18 protein-coding genes are annotated in these 22,222 nt (G+C 72.4%); 7 read left to right on the top strand and 11 right to left on the bottom strand.

All coding sequences use genetic code 11. From position 1 onward, the window contains the following. Positions 1–1,068, top strand: a 1,068-nt coding sequence (locus IEV65_RS03350) for an HNH endonuclease signature motif containing protein (protein ID WP_188428172.1), incomplete at its 5' end; no start/stop codon positions are given. Positions 1,069–1,252: 184 nt separating this feature from the next. Here IEV65_RS03350 and IEV65_RS03345 read toward each other — a convergent pair. The 4 genes from IEV65_RS03345 to IEV65_RS03330 all read right to left on the bottom strand — a co-directional run bounded on the left by IEV65_RS03345 (position 1,253) and on the right by IEV65_RS03330 (position 6,013). Further along, positions 1,253–1,735: a mycothiol transferase gene (locus IEV65_RS03345; RefSeq protein WP_188428171.1), complete on the bottom strand. Its 483-nt coding sequence runs from the start codon at positions 1,733–1,735 to the stop codon at positions 1,253–1,255. Further along, the gene (gene ligA, locus IEV65_RS03340) at positions 1,732–3,903 is read right to left on the bottom strand and encodes an NAD-dependent DNA ligase LigA (protein ID WP_188428170.1); all 2,172 of its coding nucleotides are present in this window, start codon (positions 3,901–3,903) and stop codon (positions 1,732–1,734) included. The genes IEV65_RS03345 and ligA overlap by 4 nt, the downstream gene beginning before the upstream one ends. Beyond that, the gene (locus IEV65_RS03335) at positions 3,900–4,886 is read right to left on the bottom strand and encodes a DMT family transporter (protein WP_188428169.1); all 987 of its coding nucleotides are present in this window, start codon (positions 4,884–4,886) and stop codon (positions 3,900–3,902) included. The genes ligA and IEV65_RS03335 overlap by 4 nt, the downstream gene beginning before the upstream one ends. Before the next feature lie 110 nt (positions 4,887–4,996). Then, positions 4,997–6,013, bottom strand: coding sequence for a uroporphyrinogen decarboxylase/cobalamine-independent methonine synthase family protein (locus IEV65_RS03330; RefSeq protein ID WP_229734836.1), 1,017 nt, complete (start codon positions 6,011–6,013; stop codon positions 4,997–4,999). Positions 6,014–6,200: 187 nt separating this feature from the next. On the opposite strand from IEV65_RS03330, the gene IEV65_RS03325 reads away from it, so the two are divergent. The 5 genes from IEV65_RS03325 to IEV65_RS03305 all read left to right on the top strand — a co-directional run bounded on the left by IEV65_RS03325 (position 6,201) and on the right by IEV65_RS03305 (position 11,401). After that, entirely contained in the window at positions 6,201–7,343 is a 1,143-nt protein-coding gene (locus tag IEV65_RS03325) for a branched-chain amino acid ABC transporter substrate-binding protein (protein ID WP_188428167.1), read from the top strand. Between the two features lie 139 nt (positions 7,344–7,482). After that, entirely contained in the window at positions 7,483–8,469 is a 987-nt protein-coding gene (locus IEV65_RS03320) for a branched-chain amino acid ABC transporter permease (protein WP_188428166.1), read from the top strand. Continuing rightward, a complete protein-coding gene (locus tag IEV65_RS03315; protein WP_188428165.1) occupies positions 8,466–9,767 on the top strand; it encodes a branched-chain amino acid ABC transporter permease in 1,302 nt (433 codons plus the stop codon). Before IEV65_RS03320 ends, IEV65_RS03315 begins: the two co-directional genes overlap by 4 nt. Continuing rightward, positions 9,760–10,698: an ABC transporter ATP-binding protein gene (locus IEV65_RS03310; protein ID WP_188428164.1), complete on the top strand. Its 939-nt coding sequence runs from the start codon at positions 9,760–9,762 to the stop codon at positions 10,696–10,698. The genes IEV65_RS03315 and IEV65_RS03310 overlap by 8 nt, the downstream gene beginning before the upstream one ends. Next, positions 10,688–11,401, top strand: a complete 714-nt coding sequence (locus IEV65_RS03305; protein WP_188428163.1) for an ABC transporter ATP-binding protein — start codon at positions 10,688–10,690, stop codon at positions 11,399–11,401. Before IEV65_RS03310 ends, IEV65_RS03305 begins: the two co-directional genes overlap by 11 nt. Positions 11,402–11,580: 179 nt before the next feature. Here IEV65_RS03305 and mnmA read toward each other — a convergent pair whose 3' ends face one another. From mnmA to IEV65_RS03275, 6 genes are all read right to left on the bottom strand, one after another. Continuing rightward, complete coding sequence (gene mnmA / locus IEV65_RS03300; RefSeq protein WP_188428162.1) at positions 11,581–12,708, bottom strand: tRNA 2-thiouridine(34) synthase MnmA; 1,128 nt, start codon at positions 12,706–12,708, stop codon at positions 11,581–11,583. Then, entirely contained in the window at positions 12,705–13,919 is a 1,215-nt protein-coding gene (locus IEV65_RS03295) for a cysteine desulfurase family protein (protein ID WP_188428161.1), read from the bottom strand. The genes mnmA and IEV65_RS03295 overlap by 4 nt, the downstream gene beginning before the upstream one ends. Positions 13,920–14,025: 106 nt before the next feature. Next, positions 14,026–14,985, bottom strand: a complete 960-nt coding sequence (locus IEV65_RS03290) for an electron transfer flavoprotein subunit alpha/FixB family protein (protein WP_188428160.1) — start codon at positions 14,983–14,985, stop codon at positions 14,026–14,028. A gap of 31 nt (positions 14,986–15,016) precedes the next feature. Beyond that, complete coding sequence (locus IEV65_RS03285) at positions 15,017–15,796, bottom strand: electron transfer flavoprotein subunit beta/FixA family protein (RefSeq protein WP_188429417.1); 780 nt, start codon at positions 15,794–15,796, stop codon at positions 15,017–15,019. 155 nt (positions 15,797–15,951) lie between these two features. Next, complete coding sequence (locus tag IEV65_RS03280; protein ID WP_188428159.1) at positions 15,952–16,752, bottom strand: enoyl-CoA hydratase/isomerase family protein; 801 nt, start codon at positions 16,750–16,752, stop codon at positions 15,952–15,954. After that, entirely contained in the window at positions 16,749–17,318 is a 570-nt protein-coding gene (locus IEV65_RS03275; protein WP_188428158.1) for a hypothetical protein, read from the bottom strand. The genes IEV65_RS03280 and IEV65_RS03275 overlap by 4 nt, the downstream gene beginning before the upstream one ends. 37 nt (positions 17,319–17,355) lie before the next feature. On the opposite strand from IEV65_RS03275, the gene glgX reads away from it, so the two are divergent. Then, positions 17,356–19,488 (top strand): glycogen debranching protein GlgX, encoded by a 2,133-nt coding sequence (gene glgX / locus IEV65_RS03270; protein WP_188428157.1) that lies wholly within the window; start codon positions 17,356–17,358, stop codon positions 19,486–19,488. Between the two features lie 107 nt (positions 19,489–19,595). Here glgX and glgP read toward each other — a convergent pair whose 3' ends face one another. Continuing rightward, positions 19,596–22,181 carry an alpha-glucan family phosphorylase gene (gene glgP / locus IEV65_RS03265; RefSeq protein WP_188428156.1) on the bottom strand — a complete coding sequence of 862 codons (2,586 nt, stop codon included), beginning with the start codon at positions 22,179–22,181 and terminating at the stop codon, positions 19,596–19,598. Between the last annotated feature and the right edge of the window lie 41 nt (positions 22,182–22,222).

Raw genomic sequence — 22,222 nt, 5'->3', positions numbered from 1 at the left:
GCGACCACCCACTGGGGCGCCCCGCTGGGGCAGGCCGTGCGGGCCGGACGCACCGGGATCGCCCGTGCCGCGACCGTGGCCCGGACCCTGACCCGGATCGCGCCCACCCTGCAGGCCGACCAGCAGGAGGCGTACGCCGCGATCGTGACCGACGCCGCGTGCAACCCCGCCCTCAGCGACCGCGACCTGTCCCGGGTCTGCAAGAAGCTGCTCATCGACCTCCTCGACACACCCCCCGACCCCGACCCCGACCCCCATCCCGAGCCCGAGCCGGCCGACGGCCGCGGGGACGGCGGCCGCGGGGACGGGGACGGTGGCGGCGGGGCCGCCGGGGCTGGCAGCGGAGGCTGCGCGGGAGCCGGTGCTGGTGGTGGTGGGGCCGGCCGGTCACGGGCGGGTCTGGAGCGGCAGCTGCGGCTGGTGACCCGGCAGGGGCTGGGCGGGGGCATGACCCGCTACACCATCGACGCCCCCGAGGACGACGCGGCCCTGCTCGACGGCATCCTGGCCGGGCCCCTGGCCCGACCGGTCCCCGGGCCCGAGGGGACCCCGGACCTGCGCTCGGCCGGGCAGCGCCGCTACGACGCGCTGCTGACCGTCCTGGGCCGCGGCCTGGGCCACCCCGGCGCCCCGCCCTCGACCGCCCGCGCCAGCGTCATCATCACCGTGCGCGCCGACCCGAGCACCGGACACCCGACCGGGGCCGCGACCACCCAGACCGGGCAGGTGTTCCCCGCCCGCGCGGCCGGCCCGTCCGCCTGCACCGGCGACCTGACCCCCGTGGTCCTCGGCCCGCACGGCGAACCCCTGGCCCTGGGCTCCACCCAACGCCTGGCCACCCCCGGCCAGTACAAGGCCCTCATCGTCCGCGACGAGCACTGCGTCTTCCCCGGCTGCACCGTCCCCGGCACCTGGTGCGAGGCCCACCACGCGACCTGGTGGTCCCGCGGCGGCCCCACCGACCTCACCAACCTCGCCCTGCTCTGCACCCGCCACCACCAACAGGTCCACGACAAGGACCTCACCGTCACCGTCAACGGCGCCCACGCCACCGTCCACCTCAGATGACCCCGCCCCACCCCGCCCCCACCGGCCGGGCGCACCACCACGCCCACATCCCACGCACACGCAGGGGCGCCTCGGTTCTTCGCGCGCGCAGCTCCTGCGGGGAGAGCTGACGTGACCTCGTCTGCGACCTATCTCCCGTGGGACGACCTGCACGCAGCACGTCCGCCGTGACCTCGTCTGCGACCTATCTCCCGAGGGACGACCTGGCACGCAGCACGTCCGCCGTGACCTCGAGCTGACCCCGGTGCTGCACGAGCTCCTCGAGAACGTGGATGAGGGCACCTCCCTGGGTCCGTCCGGCCGGGCGGGCATGCGTCTCAGGCCGGTCCTGTCCCACGCATGGTGCGCTCCAGTCGGCGCCGGCTACCGCCTCGGACAGCCGGGCGCGTCCGGCGCGGACGAGCTCCTCGAGGTCAGGCAGCGTGCCGGAGGCCCTGAACTCCGCGTCGCGGTCACGGTGGTTGGGCCGTCCCGCCACCTTGTGCCCGGCCCAGAAGTCCATCACCCCGACGCAGTGGACGACGATCGCATAGGGACTGTTGCTGCCGGCCACGTCCAGCTGGGAGTTGGCCGCCTCCTCCCCCAGCTCCTGGCAGGTCGAGAGCATTCCGTCCAGCGCCGTGTCGATGAACGCGAGGTAGTCCTCGTCGCTGAGCTGCGGTCTCATGCGTCCTCCGCCTCCGCCCTTTCCTCCGCGTCGGTCGGATCGGCGCCTGCGCCTGGGTCGACCGATCCCGTCTCCAGCAGGACCCGGAACTGTTCCTCGTCGAGGATCGGCACTCCCAGCTCCTCGGCCTTGGCCGCCTTGGAGCCGGCGTTGGCACCGACGACGACGTAGTCGGTCTTCTTCGACACCGAGCCCGCGGCCTTACCGCCACGGCTGACGATCGCTTCCTTGGACTCGTCCCGGCTGAACCCCTCGAGCGAACCTGTGACCACCACGGTCAGGCCCTCGAGCGTGCGCTCGACCGACTCGTCGCGCTCGTCGGCCATCCGCACCCCGTCGGCCGCCCAGCGCTGGACGATCTCGCGGTGCCAGTCGACCTCGAACCAGGCGCGCACGGACTCCGCGATGATGGCCCCCACTCCCTCCGTCGCGGCGAGCCGCTCCACGGTCGCCTCCCGGATGGCCTCCATCGAGCCGAACTCCGTGGCCAGCGCCCGGGCGGCCGTCGGACCGACGTGCCGGATCGACAGGGCGACCAGGACCCGCCACAGCGGCTGGCGCCGCGCCTGCTGCAGGTTGTCGACGAGCTTGAGGCCGTTGGCCGACAGGACACGTCCGTCGACCACCGACTCCGGAGCGTCCGACTTCTTGGCGGCCCTGGTGTACAGCGGCACCCGTCGCACGTCGTCGGCGGTGAGCGAGAACAGCGTCGCCTCGTTGGTCAGCACCCCGGCCTCGAGCAGGGCGTTGACACCCTCGCCGCCGAGGGCCTCGATGTCGAAGGCGCCGCGGCTGGCCAGGGAGTACAGCCGCTCACGCAGCTGCGCCGGGCACTCCTTCGCGTTGGGACAACGCCAGTCCTTGTCGCCCTCCTTCTGCTGCACCAACTCGGTGCCGCAGGACGGGCAGTGCGTCGGAAAGACGAAGGCCCGCTCGGACCCGTCGCGCTTCTCCACGACCGGACCGAGGATCTCGGGGATGACGTCGCCCGCCTTGCGCAGCACGATGGTGTCCCCGATGAGCACGCCCTTGCGCTCCACCTCGTACTGGTTGTGCAGCGTCGCCCGCTCCACCGTCGACCCGGCGACCTGCACGGCTTCCATCAGCCCCCAAGGGGTGACCCTGCCCGTCCGGCCGACGTCGACGCGGATGTCCAGGAGCGTGGTCGTGACCTCCTCCGGCGGGTACTTGTAGGCGATCGCCCAGCGCGGCGCGCGCGAGGTGGACCCGAGGCGACGCTGCACGTCCACTTCGTCGACCTTCACAACGACGCCGTCCAGCTCGTGCTCGACGTCGTGACGGTGCTCGCCGTAGTAGGCGACGAACTCCTGCACCTCCTCCATCGAGGCCAGCACCTTGGTCCGTGGGGAGACCGGCAGCCCCCAGGCGCCCAGCAGCTCGTAGGCCTGCGACTGCCGGGTGATGTCGAAGCCGTCCCGCGCCCCGATCCCGTGCACGAGCATCCGCAGCCCCCGCTGGGCCGTGATCCGCGGGTCCTTCTGGCGCAACGACCCGGCGGCGGTGTTGCGCGGGTTGGCGTAGGGGGCCTTGCCCGCCTCCACCAGCGCGGCGTTGAGCTCCTCGAACGCCTCGACGGGGAAGTAGACCTCGCCCCGGACCTCGACCAGCCGGGGCACGGGCACCTCCGAGGCGGCCAGCTGGTGCGGGACTCCTTGGATCGTCCGCACGTTGAGGGTCACGTCCTCACCCGTGCGCCCGTCCCCTCGGGTGAGCGCCCGGACCAGGCGACCCTCCTCATACAGAAGGTTGACGGCCAGCCCGTCGATCTTCAGCTCGCACAGGTAGTGCACCTCGACACCGCCGGCGTCCCGCTCCACCCGGTCGGCCCACGCCGTGAGCTCCTCGACCGAGAAGGCGTTGTCCAGGCTGAGCATCCGCTCGAGGTGGTCGACCGCGGTGAACTCCGTCGAGAAGGTCCCGCCGACGGTCTGCGTGGGGCTGTCGGGCACCCGCAGCGCGGGATGCTCCTCCTCCAGGGCCTCCAGCTCGCGCACCAGGGCGTCGAACTCACCGTCGCTGATGGTCGGCGCGTCCTTGACGTAGTAGGCGAACTGGTGCCCCCGGATCTCCTCTGCGAGGTCGGTCCACCGGTGGCGGAGCGACTCGGGGACGTCGTCGACGGGAGGCTCGGGGGTGTCCTGGCTCACCGGCTCATCCTCGCAGGCGCGGGCGTCCGGAGCGGGGCAGACCGCGCCCGTCCGGCCCGGGTGATCAGCACCGACCCGGCGAGCGCGACGGCGGCACCGACCAGCGTCAGCGGAGCCACGGACTCCCCCAGGACCAGCAGACCGAGCAGCACGGAGACGACGATGATCGGGTAGGTCACGCTGGTCGCGACGGTCGGACCTGCAGCGCGGACCACGGCATACTGCATCGCCTGGGCCAGCCCCGTGCCCACCACGCCGAGGGCGAGGACCGCGAGCAACGGGCCCCACAGGTCCCAGCCGTGCACCACGCCGTCCGCGCCACCGGGAGCGAACGGACCCGCCGCCGGCCGACCGCGCCTCCACCAGTCGACCAGGAGCAGCAGCGGCACCTGCGCGAGCGCGACGAGGACCTGTGCCGCCGGCATCGACAGACCTCCCGGGTCGACCCCGTGCAGGAAGCGCCGGACGTAGGTCCACCCCACGCCGTAGCTCGCGGACGCCGCCAGCACGATCGCGAGGCCGAGCGGGTCCGGACCGTGCGTCATCGACCACGGCTGGGCCACGAGCACGACGCCGAGGAAGCCGATCGCCACGCCGAGCAGGCGGCGGCGCCCGACCGGCTCTCCCGGAAGCAGCAGGGCGGTCGTGATCACCGCCGCGACCGGGGTCGTGGCGTTGGAGATCCCGGCGATCGCCGAGGTGACCCGTTCCTCGCCCACGGCGAAGAGGAACCATGGCAGGCTGCAGACCAGCGTCCCGGTGACCGTGAGGTGGCCCCAGGTCCGCAGGCCGCGTGGCAGCGGGGTCCGGGTCACCGCCAGGAGCAGCAGCAGCACGGTGGCGCCGCACGCGACCCGCAACGCGGTGACCTGGGCGCCGGTCAGCGCGCCCAGGCCGAGCTTGATGAGCAGGTAGCTCGAGCCCCAGATCAGGGCCAGCGCGGCATACCAGACCTGCCACGGAACAGCGGCACGGGCGCTCATCGGCGTCTCGAGTTCGTCACCGGCACATGGTCGCACCGGGGACCGACAGAGGAGGCCTCGTCCGGCGACGCGCGGCCGGCAGGAACGCCTGTCCGGTCGGCGCAGCTCGCTCAGGCCAGGGCGGCCTCGGCGAGCGCTGCCCCGAGCTCGACGCTCGTGGCGGTGACCGTGCGCGCCTGTGACGGCGTCAGGCCGGCGAGCCCGCAGGCCGGCGTGACGACGACGTCCTCGAGGTCCCGCGCCGGCAGCCCGAGCTCGCGCCACGAGCGCAGCAGCCGCTCCGCGGGTGCCCGGTATGCCGTGCCCGTCCCGTCGGTCGGCAGCGCACCGGCCCACAGCCGCACCCCCGCGTCGAGGAGCTCGGCCACCCGCTCCCAGCCCTCGCGCCCGAGCAGCGCGGTGTCCAGCCCGACCGCGTCGACGCCCGCCTGCCGCAGCAGGCCGAGTGGCACCTCGGGGGCGCAGGAGTGCACGGCGACCCGCACGGCACCGGCCGTCCGGACGGCCTCCACCACCTGCCTCAGCGCGGCGACGACCTCGCCGTCCTCAGGGGTCCGCAGCACCCGGTAGCCCGACTCCGACCGCACCCGGCCCAGCGTGACCGCGGTCAGTGACGGCTCGTCGACCTGCAGGACGACGTCGGCCCCGGGGACCAGCCGGCGCACCGTGCTCACGTGCGCGGCGGCACCCTCCGCCAGGGACGCAGCGAGGTCACGCGTGGCGCCCGCGTCGGAAAGGACGCGGTCACCGAGCGGCAGCCACAGCGCGGCGGCGAGCGTCCACGGCCCCGCCACCTGCACCTTCAGCAGGCCCTCGTAGCCGTCGAACGCCTCGGCGAGCTCGTCCAGGTCCTGGCGCCACCACGATCCGGTCCGCTCGTGGTCCCGGCCGGGCAGGTCGACCAGGCGCCACCCCTGGGGCTGCAGGTCCACCGGAAGGTCCACCAGCAGGTGGGCCGACCGCCCGACCAGCTCCGTGCCCGGCCCGCGCCCGGGCAGCTCGGGCATGTACGGCATACCGGACACGCCGTCGGGAAGGGCACCGGCGAGCTCTCCCCTGACCACCCGCAAGGCCTCGCGGACGTCGGCGCCCGGCCACGACCCTGCTCCCGTCACCAGCACGCTCACCGGGCGATGGTCGCACATCCCGCGTCCTGCCTCGCCCGGCGCAACGCGTGGGGGTCGCTGACGATCCACAGGTCACAAGTCGGTAACAAGGTCTCGCCAGGGTGCCTCTCGGCGGGTACTTTCACACCACCACTCATCCAGCCGGGACGACCTGTGACCCGGCTCGCTCTCTGCGGAGGCCATTTCAATGACGAAGACCACGACCTGGCGCGTGCTCGCTGCGGCGGCGGCGACCACGCTCCTGCTGAGCGCCTGTGGCACCACCGGCGGCGACGGCGGCGACGCCGGCGGCAGCGCCGACGCCGGCGGCTCCTGCGACCTTGCCATCGGCTACATGGGTGCGCTGACCGGTGACGCCGCCAACCTCGGCACCAACATGCTCAACGGCGTGAAGCTCGCCGTCGACGAGCACAACAAGGAGTCCGACTGCAAGGTCGAGATCGTCCAGTTCGACTCCCAGGGCCTGCCGGACGTGGCGACCCCCCTGGCCGCCGAGGCGATCAACAACGAGAAGGTCGTCGGCCTCGTCGGCCCGTCCTTCTCCGGTGAGACCGACGCGACCGGCGCCGCCTTCGCCGAGGCCGGTCTGGTGACCGTCTCCCCGTCGGCCACCAACCCCAAGCTGTCGACCAACGGCTGGGACACCTTCCACCGTGTCCTCGGCAACGACTCGGTCCAGGGCCCGCAGGCCGCCGCCTACATCACCGGCACCGGCGCCGAGAAGGTCTTCGTCGTCGACGACGCCTCCGACTACGGCAAGGGCATCGCCGAGAACGTCGCCGCCACCCTGGGTGACGCTGTCGTCGAGACGGACACCATCCAGCAGAAGCAGACCGACTTCGGCCCGACCGTGACCAAGGTCCTGGCGGCCGACGCCGACGCCCTGTTCTTCGGCGGCTACTACGCCGAGGGCGGCCTGCTCATGAAGCAGCTGCGCGCGGGCGGCTGGGAGGGCACCTTCGTCTCCGGCGACGGCTCCCTGGACGCCGGCTTCGTCGAGGCCGCCGGTGCGGACGCCGCCGAGGGCGCAGTCCTGACCTGCCCCTGCGCCCCGTCCCCGGAGGACTTCACCGCCGCGTTCAAGGCCCTCAACGGGGTCGACCCGGGCACCTACTCCGCCGAGGCCTACGACGCGACCAACGTGCTGCTCGACGGCATCGACGCGGGCAGCACCGACCGCGCCAAGCTCCTGGAGTTCGTCAACGCCTACGACGAGGAGGGCATCACCAAGCAGGTGAAGTTCGACGAGACCGGTGAGGTTGCCGAGGTCGTCGTCTACGCCTACACCGTCAAGGACGGCAAGATCCAGCCGGGCGAGCCGATCGAGTGACCCACGCCGGTATGCCGTGGGGCGCGCCCGACTGACACGCGCCCCACGGCCCACCGACACCCACGCTGCGGCCGGCCCCCACCGGGACCGGCCGCAGCGCGTGTCACGCGAGTCCTCACCGACCTGACGGGAGATCCCTGTGCAGTTCCTGTTCGACAACTTCTTCGCGCTGACGATCAGCGGCCTGGCCCTGGGTGCGGTCTACGCGCTCATCGCCCTGGGCTACACGATGGTCTACGGCGTCCTGCAGTTCATCAACTTCGCCCACTCCGAGGTCTTCATGTACGGCACCTTCGCCGTGGTGTGGGTCCTCTACTTCATGGGCGCGTCCGGCACGACCGGCCCGGCCGTCTACGGCAAGTTCGCCATCGCCCTGCTGGTGGCCATGGCGGTCTCGGCCTCCGTCGCCCTGCTGCTGGAGCGCGTCGCCTATCGGCCCCTGATCCGCCGCGGCGCCCCCCGCCTCATCGCCCTGATCTCGGCGATCGGCGCCTCGTTCATGCTCGCCGAGGCGATGGGTCTGCGTGACCGCCTCGTCGGCTTCGTCGGCCTCGACGACGAGCTGGCGCCCTACGTCGCCAGGGCGCGCGACACCCGCGGCCTGCCGCTGGAGATCCCCCGTGTCGGCCTGTTCACCATCGGTGACTACCGGGTGACCAACATCGACGTGATCGTCATCCTCTCCGCGCTGCTCATGATGGTGCTGCTCGACCAGTTCGTGCGGCGCTCCCGCCTGGGTCGAGGCATCCGCGCCGTCGCGCAGGACCCGGAGTCGGCCGCCCTCATGGGCGTCAACTCCACCCGCGTGGTGCAGCTGACCTTCCTGCTCGGCGGCATCATGGCCGGTGCGGCCGCGACCCTCTACATGGTCCGCATCGGCGCCACCCGCTTCGACGCCGGGTTCCTCATGGGCGTCAAGGCGTTCACGGCCGCGGTCATGGGCGGCATCGGCAACCTCCGCGGCGCCCTGCTCGGCGGCTTCGTCCTCGGCGTGGCCGAGAACTGGGGCTCCGCCGTGATCGGGACCGAGTGGAAGGACGTCGTCGCCTTCGCCCTGCTCGTCCTCATCCTGCTGTTCCGACCCACCGGCCTGCTCGGTGAGTCGCTCGGAAAGGCCCGCGCATGAGCACCGCCGCCAGCACCGACGCCACCGAACCCCGCGCGAGCGCCGGGACGTCCCGGGCCGCCGCGCTGCGCGGCGCGCGCATCCGTGAGGCCTGGCACCGGGCACCCCGCCCGGTGCGCTGGCTCCTGGGCCTGCTCGTGGTCCTGTTCTTCTACGCGCTGCCGATCCTCAACCCGCCGATCATCTCCACCCCGGACACCGACTTCGGCGGCGTCCTGTTCACGGTCGCCGTCTACGCCCTCGTGGCGATCGGCCTCAACATCGTGGTCGGGTATGCCGGTCTGCTCGACATGGGCTACGTCGGCTTCTACGCCGTCGGTGCCTACACGGTCGCGGTCCTGACGTCAGAGCACGGGAGCTGGCCGTTCCTGCTCGTGCTCCCGATCGCCATGCTGACCACGATGGTCAGCGGCATCCTGCTCGGTGCGCCGACGCTGAGGGTCCGCGGAGACTACCTGGCCATCGTGACGCTCGGCTTCGGCGAGATCGTGCGCCTGACGCTCGTCAACTCCGAGTGGCTGGGCGCGGCGGCCGGCATCTCCAAGATTCCGTCCCCGCCCGACCTGCCGCTCTTCACCGTGCCGCACATCTCCTGGGACACCGGGGTGCCGCTCGTCGATCTCGGACGCACGACCACCTTCCTCGAGTTCGGCGTGCTGGACCAGGTGCCCTACTACTGGGTGGCGCTGACCGTCATCCTGGTCGTGCTCTTCTTCGACAAGCGCCTCAAGGAGTCGCGCGTCGGACGCGCCTGGGAGGCGACCCGCGAGGACGAGGACGCCGCCGAGATCATGGGCGTGGCGACCTTCAAGTTCAAGCTGCTCGCGTTCGCGCTCGGCGCGCTCGTCGGCGGCCTCGCCGGTGCGCTCTTCGCGACCAAGCAGGGCTTCGTCAACCCGCAGTCCTTCGCACTGCTGCTCTCGGTGATGTTCCTCGCGGCCGTCGTCGTCGGTGGTCAGGGCAACCGCTGGGGTGTCATCCTCGGCGCCGTCGTGGTCGCCTACCTGCCCGAGCGCTTCCGCGGCTTCGAGGAGTGGCGCGTCCTGGTCTTCGGCCTGGCGCTGATGCTCCTGGCCACCTACCGCCCGGAGGGGCTGATCCCGCCCGGCCGGACAGCCAGGGTCAAGAAGGCACGCAAGGAGGTGGCGGCACTGGAGGAGGGCGACGTCGAGGACACCCCGTCCGACCCCTACGCCGGCGCAGCCGGCAGCGGTGCGCTCAACCGCCAGCGCAGTGCCGACACCCTCGCCACCCACACCGACCCCCGCACCGGGGAGGAGACCAGCAGCCATGACTGACACCACCTCTGCCGGCGCGGCAGCCACCGCCGTCGCCCCGGGCGGCAAGGCGCTGCTCGAGGTCGACGACGTCACGCTCAAGTTCGGCGGTCTGACCGCGCTGAACGGCGTGAGCTTCGAGATCCGTGAGGGCGAGATCCTCGGGCTCATCGGGCCCAACGGCGCGGGCAAGACGACCTGCTTCAACGTGATGACGGGCGTCTACCAGCCGACCTCGGGACAGGTGCGCTTCGAGGGTGAGCCGCTCACCGGCCGCAAGCGTCACAAGATCACCCGGCTCGGCATCGCCCGGACGTTCCAGAACATCCGGCTCTTCCGCACGATGACGGTCAAGGAGAACGTCATGGTCGGCGCCGACGCGCGCCACAAGACCTCGGTGCTCGGCGCGCTGTTCCGCCTGCCGCTGCACCGTCGGGAGGAGCACGAGGGCAGCCAGCTGGCCCAGGAGCTCCTGGACTTCGTCGGGGTGAAGGTGGACGCCGACGAGCTGGCCGGCAACCTCTCCTACGGCGACCAGCGCCGCCTGGAGATCGCCCGTGCCATGGCGACCAAGCCCAGGCTGCTCTGCCTGGACGAGCCGGCCGCCGGCTTCAACCCCTCGGAGAAGCAACGGCTCATGGAGCTGATCCGCAAGGTCCGCGACCAGGGCTACACGGTGCTCCTCATCGAGCACGACATGAAGCTCGTCATGGGCGTCACCGACCGGATCGTCGTCCTCGAGTTCGGCAAGAAGATCGCCGAGGGCACTCCCGAGGAGATCCGCAACAACCCCGCGGTCGTCGCGGCCTACCTCGGTGTCGAGACCGACGAGGTGGGGGAGGCCGTCGAGCACGGCGGCACCGACGCGATCGACGCGGTGGTCAGCGGCGACGCGGCCGACGTCGTGGATCACCACCACCACAACGAGGAGGAGGGCACCGATGCTTCTTGAGGTCGAGGACCTGTCCGTCAACTACGGGCACATCGAGGCCATCCGCGGGCTGACCTTCGGCGTCGAGGAGGGCTCCATCGCGACCCTCATCGGCGCCAACGGTGCCGGCAAGTCCACCACCCTGAAGACGATCTCCGGTCTGCGCAAGATCCGCACCGGTCGCGTCCTCTTCGACGGCAAGGACATCGCCAAGGTGCCGGCCCACGAGCGGGTGCAGCTGGGCATCAGCCAGTCCCCCGAGGGTCGTGGCGTCTTCCCGGGCATGACCGTCCGGGAGAACCTCGACATGGGCGCCTATGCCCGCAAGGACCGCTCGTCGGCAGCGCTCAAGCCTGACTTCGACCGCGTCCTGGAGCTGTTCCCGCGCCTCTCCGAGCGCATCAACCAGGTCGCCGGCACGATGTCCGGCGGCGAGCAGCAGATGCTGGCGATGGGCCGCGCGCTCATGGCCCGCCCGCGTCTGGTGCTCCTCGACGAGCCGTCGATGGGCCTGGCGCCCAAGCTGATCCAGCAGATCTTCGAGATCATCAAGGAGATCAACGCCCAGGGCACCACCGTGCTCCTCGTCGAGCAGAACGCCGCCCAGGCGCTCCGCCTCGCCGACACCGCCCACCTGCTGGAGACGGGCGAGATCGTCCGTTCGGGCACCGGGCACGAGCTGGCCACGGATAGCTCGGTCCGCGAGGCCTACCTCGGCGGCTGACACCACCCCCGGCGCGAGGCCCCCGTCAGCACCTGCTGGCGGGGGCCTCGTCAGTTCCTGGAGGCCCGCTCACCACGGGCTTGCACCTCGCCCAGTGACCCACCTTGGTCGCCACAGGGGCTGTCCGGTCGCGAGAGTGGGTCTGTCGGCGCCCTGGACGACCGCTGCCCCTCGGCGCCCTAGTCGACCGCTGCCCCCCGGCTACCCGTCGCGGCGATGGTGGCGGACCCGACGACGCGCGTGCCGGCATACAGGACGACCGACTGGCCCGGCGCCACACCCCTCACTCGCTCGTCCAGGTGCACCCGCACCCGCCCCGGTATGCCGTCTCCCCCCTCGACGAGCGCCGTCGCCGGGATCTCTTGGCCGTGGGCGCGCACCTGGGCCCCGACGCGCTGCTCCCCCACCGGCACGGGGCCGCACCAGCGCAGGTGGTCACCCTCGATGACGTCGACACCGAGCAGCTCCTCCGGCCCGACGACGACCGTGTTGGTGCGGGTGTCGGTGGAGACGACGTAGCGCGGGGAGCCGTCGGCGGCGGGGACCTTGAGGCCGAGGCCCCGGCGCTGGCCGACCGTGTAGCCGTGGGCGCCACCGTGCTCGCCCAGCACGGTGCCGTCGACGTCGACGATCGGGCCGGGCCGCTCCCCCAGCCGACCGGCGAGCCAGCCCCGGGTGTCGCCGTCGGCGATGAAGCAGATGTCGTGGCTGTCCGGCTTCTTCGCGACGCTGAAGCCGCGGGCCGCCGCCTCCTCGCGGATCTGCGGCTTCGTCGAGTCGCCGAGCGGGAAGAACGAGCGGGCCAGCTGGTCGGCGTCCAGCACCCCCAGCACGTAGGACTGGTCCTTGGCCGGGTCGACCGCCCGGCGCAGCTCGCGCCGCAGCCCACCGGGCACGGCCGGGTCGGTGACCTCGACGACCTGTGCGTAGTGACCGGTGGCGACCGCGTCGAACCCGAGCGCCAGCGCCTTGTCGAGCAGGGCCGCGAACTTGATCTTCTCGTTGCAGCGCAGGCACGGGTTGGGGGTGCGGCCGGCAGCATACTCCGAGACGAAGTCCTCCACGACGTCCTCGCGGAAGCGCTCGGCCATGTCCCAGACGTAGAACGGGATCCCGAGGCGGTCCGCCACGCGTCGCGCGTCACCGGCGTCCTCGATCGTGCAGCAGCCGCGGGCGCTCTCGCGCAGGGTCGCCGCGGACTGGGCCAGCGCCAGGTGGACCCCGACGACCTCGTGCCCCGCGTCGAGCATGCGGGCCGCGGCGACCGCCGAGTCGACGCCCCCGCTCATGGCCGCGACGACCCTCACGGCCGGCCCCCCGCCGCGGCGTGCGCGCGCCGGGCGCCCTCGAGCGCCTGCGGGAGCGCGGCCAGGAACGCCTCCACGTCCGCGGGGGTGGAGGTGTGCCCGAGCGTCAGCCGCAGCGCGCCGCGCGCCTGCTCCTCCGGCACCCCCATGGCGAGCAGGACGTGGCTGGGGCGGGGCACGCCCGCCGTGCAGGCGGACCCCGTCGAGCAGGCGACCCCCGCCGCGTCGAGCAGGTAGAGCAGGGAGTCGCCCTCGCACCCGGGCACCCGCAGGTGGGCGTTGCTCGGCAGCCGCCGGGTGGTGTCGTCGGGCGCCCAGGCCCCGCTGACGGTGATCGTGGGGTCGATCGTCAGGGCTCCCCCGATCAGGGCGTCGCGCAGGGACGCGAGACGGGCGGCGTGCTCCGCCCGGCGCGCCACCGCGAGCGCGACCGCCTCGGCGAGCCCGGCGACGCCCGCCGCGTCGAGGGTGCCCGAGCGCAGGCCGCGCTCCTGGCCGCCACCGTGGGCCAGCGGCTCCGGGGCCTGGTCCCGCCCGACGGTGAGGACGCCGGTGCCGACGGGGCCGCCGATCTTGTGGCCGGTGACGACGCCCAGGTCGACCGCGGAGAGGTCGACGGGCACCTGCCCGAGGGCCTGGACGGCGTCGCTGTGCACGGGTATGCCGTGCGCGTGCGCCTCGGCCGCCAGCGCGGCCACCGGCTGCACCGTGCCGACCTCGTTGTTGGCCCACATCACGCTCACCAGCGCGACCGTGCCCGGGCCGCCGTCGGCCTCCAGCGCGGCCCGCAGCGCGTGGGGGCTGACGACACCGTCCGGGTCGGGCTCCACCCAGGTGACCCTCGCACCGCCCCTGACGAGGTGCTCGACCGCGTCGAGGACCGCGTGGTGCTCGATCCCGCTCACCACGACGCGGTCGCGACGCGGGTCGGCGGCACGGCGCGCGGCATAGGTGCCCTTGACGGCGAGATTGTCCCCCTCGGTGCCCCCGGAGGTGAAGACCACCTCCGACGGGGTGACGCAGAGCGCCTCGGCGATCCGCTCCCGCGACTCCTCGACGACACGGCGGGCGGCCCGCCCCGGGGCGTGCAGCGACGCGGCGTTACCCAGCGAGGTGTCGCGCATCGTCCGCGTGACCACGTCGACGACCTCGGCCAGCACCGGCGTGGTGGCGGCGTGGTCGAGGTAGACGGGGTGTGCGGAGGCCGGCATCTGTCCGATTCTACGGCGGCAGCCCGGCCCGCCCGGACGCCCGCAGACGCCACGAGCCGGCCGTGACCCCCCGGGAGTCACGGCCGGCTCGTGCGCCGGGGCGGCGTCAGCCCTTGCGGGCGTTCACCTCGTCGGTCGCCTGCGGCAGGACGGTGAACAGGTCCCCGACCACGCCGAAGTCGACGAGCTCGAAGATCGGCGCCTCCGGGTCCTTGTTGACCGCGACGATGGTCTTGGAGGTCTGCATGCCGGCGCGGTGCTGGATCGCGCCCGAGATGCCGGCCGCGACATACAGCTGCGGGGAGACCTGCACGCCGGTCTGGCCGACCTGGGAGGAGTGCGGGTACCAGCCGGCGTCGACCGCGGCGCGGGAGGCACCGACGGCGGCCCCGAGCGCGTCGGCGAACGCCTCGACCGGACCGAAGTCACCACCGGTGCCGCGCCCGCCGGAGACCACGATCGCGGCCTCGGTCAGCGACGGGCGGCCGGAGGCGGTCTTCTCCTTGCGCTCGACGATCCGCGCGGCCTTGGCCCCGTCGGAGACCTGGACGTCGACGACCTCCTCGGCCGCCGCGCCCGCCGCCTCCTCCACGGGGACGGAGTTGGGCTTGAGGGTCACGATCGGGCTGCCCTTGGTGACCGAGGCGGTCACCGTGTAGGAGCCCGCGAAGACGGACTGCGTGGTCTGCACGCCGCCCGCGGCGCCCGGCCGGACGTCGACCGCGTCGGTGACCAGGCCCGAGGAGGTCTTGATGGCCAGGCGGCCGCCGATCTCCTTGCCCTCGTTGGTGGAGGGCAGCAGCACCGCGACCGGGCTGGTGCGCTCGACGAGCTGGGCCAGCGCCTCGGCGACCGGGGCGACCAGGTGGTCGGTGAGGTCGGCGGACTCGAGCCGGTAGACCTTCGCCGCGCCGTGGCGGGCCAGGGTCTCCTTCGCCGCGTCCGCACCGGCGCCGACGAAGACCGCGGACGGCTCCCCGAGGCGGGCCGCGGCGGTGAGCAGCTCGGCGGTGGACTTGCGGACGTCGCCGTCGACGTGGTCGACCAGGACCAGAACTTCAGCCATGTCTCTCTTCTTCCTCGCTCAGCGATCCGGGTCAGACGAACGTGCGGGAGGCCAGGAACTCGGCCAGCCTGCGGCCGCCCTCGCCCTCGTCGGTGACGATCTCGCCGGCGGTGCGCGGCGGACGGGCCTGCACGGCCTCGACCTTGCTCCACGCGGCGTCCAGCCCGACCTGCGAGGCGTCCACGCCCAGGTCCGCCAGGCTCCACGTCTCGACGGGCTTCTTCTTGGCCGCCATGATCCCCTTGAACGAGGGGTAGCGCGGCTCGTTGATCTGGTCCGTGACGGACACCACGGCCGGCAGGCTCGCCTCGACGGTCTGGGAGTCGGTCTCCGAGTCGCGGCGGATGCGCACGGAGCCGCCCTCGACGGTCAGCTCGGAGGCGAAGGTGACCTGCGGCAGCCCGAGGCGCTCGGCGAGCATCGCCGGGACCACGCTCATCGAGCCGTCGGTGGAGGCCAGGCCGGTGAGGACCAGGTCGACCCCGCCGATCTTCTTGACGGCCTCGGCCAGCACGAGCGAGGTCGCGACCGAGTCGGAGCCGGCGATCGCCTCGTCGGTGACCAGCACCGCCTTGTCGGCACCCATCTGGAGGGCCTTCTTCAGCGCCGCGGCGGCGTCCTCGGGACCCATCGTGAGGACGGTGACCTCACCGTCGCCGGACTCGACGAGCTTCAGGGCCTCCTCCACGGCATACTCGTCCAGCTCGGAGAGCAGCCCGTCGACCGACTCGCGGTCGGTCGTGTTGTCAGCCTCGAAGTGCCGGTCGCCCTGGGCGTCCGGCACGTACTTCACACAGACGACGATGTTCACTCGCGTCACGTCCTCGTGGTTGTCGGGTAGGTCAGTGGGCCCATCTTGGCACCTTCCGCGCGCGTCAACGAACACGACCCCCCGTCAACGCCTCCCGGGTATGCCGTGGGCCGGGTCGCGAGCGCGCGACCCGGCCCACGGCATACCCGGGAGCGTCAGCGACCCTCGAAGGAGGCCTTGCCCGGGCCGTCCTTGACGAAGGACGTCATGCCGATCTCGCGGTCCTTGGTGGCGAAGACTCCGGCGAACTGCATCGCCTCGATCGCCAGGCCGGTCTCCAGGTCGCCGTCGAGGCCGCGGTCGATGGCCTCCTTGGCAGCGCGCAGGGCGAAGGCCGGCCCGTGGACGTAGCGGCTGACCATGGCTCGCGCCGTCGCGTGGGCCTCACCCGGCTCGCACACCTGGTCGACCAGGCCGATCTCGAGCGCCTCCTGCGCGTCGACCATCCGGCCGGAGTAGACGAGGTCCTTGGCACGGGTGACCCCGACGAGGCGGGCGAGGCGCTGGGTGCCACCGGCCCCCGGGATGACGCCGAGGAGGATCTCGGGCTGGCCGACCTTGGCGTCGGAGGCGGCGACGCGGAAGTCGCAGCACAGGGCGAGCTCGTTGCCGGCCCCCAGGGCGTAGCCCTCGATGGCGGCGACGGTGGGCTTGGGGATCCGCGCCACGGCGGTGAACGCCGCCTGGATGAGCGGGGCCCGCTGCACCATGTCGGTGTAGCTCATCCCCTGCATCTCCTTGATGTCCGCACCGGCGGCGAACACCTTCTCGCCGCCGTAGAAGATCACCGCGGCGACCTCGTCGTCGGCCGAGACGATCGCGGCCGCCTCGCCCAGCGCGTCCTGCACCTCGATGGACAGCGGGTTCATCTTCGGCCGGTCGATCCGGACGGTGGCGATGCTGGACTCGATCTCGACGCGCACGAAGTCGCTGGCGGTCCGGACGGTGCGGCTCATGCCTGGTCCCCGTCCTGCGCGTCGGTGGTGCCCTGGGAGCCCGAGGTGCCCACGGACAGCCACGGTCCGACGACGGTGCCCTCGGGCGCGTCCTCGGGGATCTCCGGGTCCAGGCCGGCCGCGACGCGGCTCTTGGCCATGACGTTGCGGTGCCACAGACCCAGGCCCTGCAGGATCAGGCCCACCGCGATCTGGAGCTTGGCCTTCGGGTCCTCCTGACGCGCGATGACCTGCTCGACGGCCAGCACGAGGTTGCCGTTGGCGATGCCGGCCTTGACCAGGTTGACGCCGAGGGTGAGGTCGTTGCAGCCGTTGAGCCTTGTCTCCAGGTCCTCGGGCACCGAGCCGGAGATCTGCCACTGGCCGAAGACGCGCATCACGTCGAACTGGTTGCCCGGGACGGCCTTGACGAAGAGCTTCTGGTCGCGGGCCTGGAAGGCCACGTCGCCCTCGCCGTCGAGGTCGGGGTCCATCTGGAGGTCCTGCAGCGCGTCCAGGACGCGGCCCGTCAGGGGGCGGTCACCGGGCGGCGGGGGGAAGTTGGGCAGGGACGTCGGATCGCTCATGTGGCCCAAGGTACCCCGGCCCTATCCTTGACCCCCTATGGCGCCACCCCTCCGCCCGCGACGCGGCACCGACGTCCCCCCGCCGCTCGGCGTGACCCGCTCGGAGAGCGGCACCGAGGTGGCCGTCATGGCCCGCCACGCCACCGCCGTCGAGGTCTGTCTCTTCGACGCCGACGGCGAGCGCCGCGTGCCGCTGCGGCGCACGGCATACGGCATCTGGTGGGACTGCGTCCCCGACCTGCTCCCGGGCACCCGCTACGGCTTCCGCGTCCACGGGCCCTGGCAGCCGGAGGCCGGGCACCGCCACAACCCCGACAAGCTGCTGCTCGACCCCTACGGCCACGCGGTGGACGGCTGGGTGCACTGGCGGCCGGAGGTCTACGGCCACGTCGTCGACGACCACGGCAACGCCGCGTCCGAGACGCGCGACCGGCGCGACAGCGCTCCGTGGGTGCCGCGCAGCGTCCTGGTCGACCACGGCTTCGACTGGGGCGAGGACCAGCTCCCGGCCGTCCCGTGGTCCGAGACCGTGATCTACGAGGCGCACGTGCGCGGCCTGACCATGCGGCACCCGGCGGTCCCGCCCCACCAGCGGGGCACGTATGCCGCGCTCGCCCACCCGGCGGTGCTCGATCACCTCACCTCCCTCGGCGTGACCACGCTCGAGCTGCTGCCGGTGCACGCGTTCGTCACCGAGCCGACGCTCGCGCAGCTGGGGCTGCACAACTACTGGGGCTACAACACGCTGGGCTACTTCGCTCCGCATGCAGGGTATGCCGCGGCGCGCGACCCGCAGGGGGTCGTCGACGAGCTCAAGGGTGCGGTCAAGGCCCTGCACGCCGCCGGGATCGAGGTGCTGCTCGACGTCGTCTACAACCACACCGCGGAGCAGGGCGCCGGGTCGGGGCCGACGCTCTCGTGGCGCGGGCTGGACAACGCCAGCTACTACCGGCTCGACGCGCGCGGCCGCGACATCGACGTCACCGGCTGCGGCAACACCCTCGACCTGCGCCAGCCGCTGGTGGCCCGCATGGTGCTGGACTCCCTGCGCCACTGGGTGGAGGAGTACCACGTCGACGGCTTCCGCTTCGACCTCGCCCCGGCGCTGGCGCGGGGGCGCGACGACTCCTACGAGCGCGACCACGCCTTCCACGTGGCGCTGCAGACCGATCCCCTGCTCTCCCGCGTCAAGCTGGTCGCCGAGCCGTGGGACGTGGGCGTGCACGGCTGGCGGACCGGTCAGTTCCCGGCCCCGTTCGCCGAGTGGAACGACCGCTTCCGCGACACCGCGCGCTCGTTCTGGCTCGGGGACGTCGGGCGGGCCCTGAACGGGCAGCCCGGTCACGGGATCCGTGAGCTGGCGACCCGGATGGCGGGGTCGGCCGACCTGTTCTCGGACGACAACCGCGGCTCGATCGCCTCCGTCAACTTCGTCACCGCCCACGACGGCTTCACCCTGGCCGACCTCACGGCATACGAGCAGAAGCACAACATCGCCAACGGTGAGGACAACCGCGACGGGCACAGCGACAACCGCTCGTGGAACCACGGCGTCGAGGGGACCACCCGGGACGCCGAGGTGCTCGTGCACCGCAACCGCTCGATCCGCAACCTGCTCGCCACGACGCTGCTGTCGACCGGGGTGCCGATGCTGGTCGCCGGTGACGAGATGGGCCGGACCCAGCACGGCAACAACAACGCCTACTGCCAGGACAACCAGCTGACCTGGGTGCGGTGGGACCTCAAGCCCTGGCAGCGCGAGCTGCTCGAGGACACCACCGAGGTGCTCACGCTGCGGCGGGAGCTGGCGCTGCTGCGGACGCCGCTGTTCCCGAGCTTCGAGCCTGAGGTCGGGCGCACCAGGCTGCGGTGGTTCGACGAGGGCGGGGACGTCGTGGACGAGGCGAAGTGGCGCGACCCCTGGCGGCGCACGGTGGTCGCGGTCTTCGACACGCTCCACGCGGCGCACGACCGCCAGGCCGTGGCGCTGGTGCTCCACGCCGGACCTGACCGTCTCGAGGTCGTGACGCCGAGCGTCGAGGGCGTGACGGGCTGGCGGGTGCGCTGGTCCAGCGACGCCGCCGCCCCCGCACGCGCCGACATCTCCCCCGGCGAGCGCCTCACGGTCGGCCCCACGACGTTCACGCTCCTCGTGGCCGACCCCACCTGACCCGCCGAACGCGCCCCGTCGCTACCCCACGCTGAGAGCAACCACAAGGCGCGTCCGGTGGTGCTGAGAGCAACCACGGGACGCGCCCGGTGGGGGAAGGGGTGGGGTCAGGGCAGGGTGACCAGCCCGAGCTCGGCGTCGGCCGACATGTGGGGGTGCGCCGGGAGCACGCGGACGGTCCAGCCGAGGGCTCCGGTGCGCTCGAGGCGCACGCGGCCGCCGAAGCGGTGCCGACCCTCGCCGTACGACTGCTGCGGGGCGAGCTCGACGAGCTCCACGTCCGTCAGGGTGTCGCTGGCGCTGGCGCGCCCGTAGGCCATCTGCACCTTGACCGAGGCCGGGTCGAGCTCACCGAGCGCGACGAAGGCGTGCACCTCGATCTCGTCGCCGATCTGCGGCGCGTCGGCCACGCCCTCGACGTCGACGTGGTCGACGCGCACGTGCGGCCAGTTGTGGTGCACCTGGGTGACGTACTGCGCCAGGCTGCGCGCCCCGGCGTGACCGTCCGCGGCCACGGCCCAGGCGGCGTGCGCCGCCGGCCAGTAGTACTGCTCGGTGTAGTCGCGCACCATCCGGTCGGCGAGCACCTTCGGGCCGAGCGTCGACAGCGTGTGGCTGACCATGTCCAACCACCGGCGCGGTATGCCGTGCTCGTCCCGGTCGTAGTAGGTCGGGACGACCGTCTTCTCGAGCAGCTCGTAGAGCGCCGCCGCCTCCAGGTCGTCGCGGCGGTCGGCGTCCTCGACGCCGTCGGCGGTCGGGATGGCCCAGCCGTTCTGGCCGTCGTACCACTCGTCCCACCAGCCGTCGAGGATCGAGAGGTTGAGGGCGCCGTTGAGAGCGGCCTTCATGCCGGAGGTGCCGCACGCCTCGAACGGGCGCAGCGGGTTGTTGAGCCAGACGTCGCAGCCCGGGTAGAGCTGCTGGGCCATGGCGATGTCGTAGTTGGGCAGGTAGATGATCTTGCCGCGGACCTCGGGGTCGTCGGTGAAGCGCACCATCTCCTGGATGAGCGCCTTGCCCGTGTCGTCGGCCGGGTGCGACTTGCCGGCGATGACCAGCTGCACCGGGCGCTCCGGGTCGTTGAGCAGCTTCTTGAGGCGCTCGGGGTCGCGGAGCATGAGGGTCAGGCGCTTGTATGTCGCACCTCGCCGCGCGAAGCCGATCGTCAGCGTGTCGGGGTCGAGGACGGAGTCGACCCAGCCCAGCTCGGCCTCGGTCTGGCCGCGCGCGACCATCGACTTCTTCAGCCGGGACCGGGTGTCGGCGATGAGCTGCTCGCGCAGCTGGCGCTTGGCCGACCAGAAGGCGTCGATCGGCACCTCGTGGATCCGGGTGAAGACCGAACGGCTGGCGACCTCCGGGCCGAGGTGGTCCTTGGCGAGGTCGTAGAGGCGGCGGTCGACCCAGGTGCCGGCGTGGACGCCGTTGGTCACCGAGCCGATCGGCACCTCGTCGACGTCGAAGCCCGGCCACAGGCCCTTGAACATGTCGCGGCTGACGGCGCCGTGCAGCTCGGAGACACCGTTGACCCGCTGGCCCAGGCGCATGCCCATGACCGCCATGTTGAACCGCGAGGCGTCGCCGCCCTCGTAGTCCTCGGCACCCAGCTTCAGGAGCCGCTCCAGCGGCACCCCCGGGATGGTGCAGCCGGGGTCGCCGAAGTGGGTGGCGATGGCGCCCACGTCGAAGCGGTCGATGCCTGCCGGCACCGGGGTGTGGGTGGTGAAGACGGTGCCCGCGCGGACGGCGCGCAGGGCCTCGTCGAAGCTGAGCCCGGCCTCGCCGGTGACCAGCTCGCTGATCCGCTCCACGCCCTGGAAGCCGGCGTGGCCCTCGTTGGTGTGGTAGACGCTCGGGACCGGGGCACCGGTGATCCGCGAGTAGGCGCGCAGCGCGCGGACGCCGCCGATGCCGAGCAGCATCTCCTGCTCGAGGCGCTGGTCGCCGCCGCCGCCGTAGAGGCGGTTGGTGACCTCACGGCGCGTGGGGTCGTTGGACTCGACGTCGGAGTCGAGCAGCAGCAGCGGCACGCGGCCGACCTGGGCGCGCCACACGTGCGCGTCCAGGTGGGCGCCGCGCGGCATACCCAGACGGATGACGACCGGGCTGCCGTCCTCCTCGCGGAGGAGGGAGAGCGGGAGGTCGTCAGGATCCAGGACGGGGTAGGACTCCTGCTGCCAGCCGTCGGCGTTGAAGCGCTGGGCGAAGTAGCCGCTCTTGTAGAAGAGACCGACGCCGACGATCGGGATGCCCTGGTCCGAGGCCGCCTTGAGGTGGTCGCCCGCCAGGATGCCGAGGCCGCCGGAGTACTGCGGGAGCACCGCGGTGATGCCGAACTCCGGCGAGAAGTAGGCGATGGCGTCGAGCGTGCGACCGTCGCGCTCTCCGGCACCCTGCTCGTGGTACCAGCGCGGCTTGGTCAGGTAGCGCTCGAGGTCCTCGCTCGCCTCGCGCACGCGCCGGACGAACTGCTCGTCCGCCGCCAGCCGGTCCATGTCGTCGCTGCGCAGGGACGACAGGATCGCGACCGGGTCCTGACCGGTGGAGGCCCACAGGTCAGGGTCGATGCTCGCAAAGAGGTCACGGGTCGGGGGGTGCCAGGACCAGCGCAGGTTGAGCGCGAGGTCGTGGAGCGGGGCCAGCGACGCGGGGAGGACGGTGCGGACGTGGAGCCGACGGATAGCCTTCACGCGCACGAGGATAGGGGAAAGGTCTGCAAGATCTTGCATTC

The organism is Ornithinimicrobium tianjinense (genome assembly GCF_014636495.1).
GTDB classification, from domain to species: Bacteria; Actinomycetota; Actinomycetes; order Actinomycetales; family Dermatophilaceae; genus Ornithinicoccus; species Ornithinicoccus tianjinensis.
This window is presented reverse-complemented; position numbering and strand designations above follow the sequence as displayed.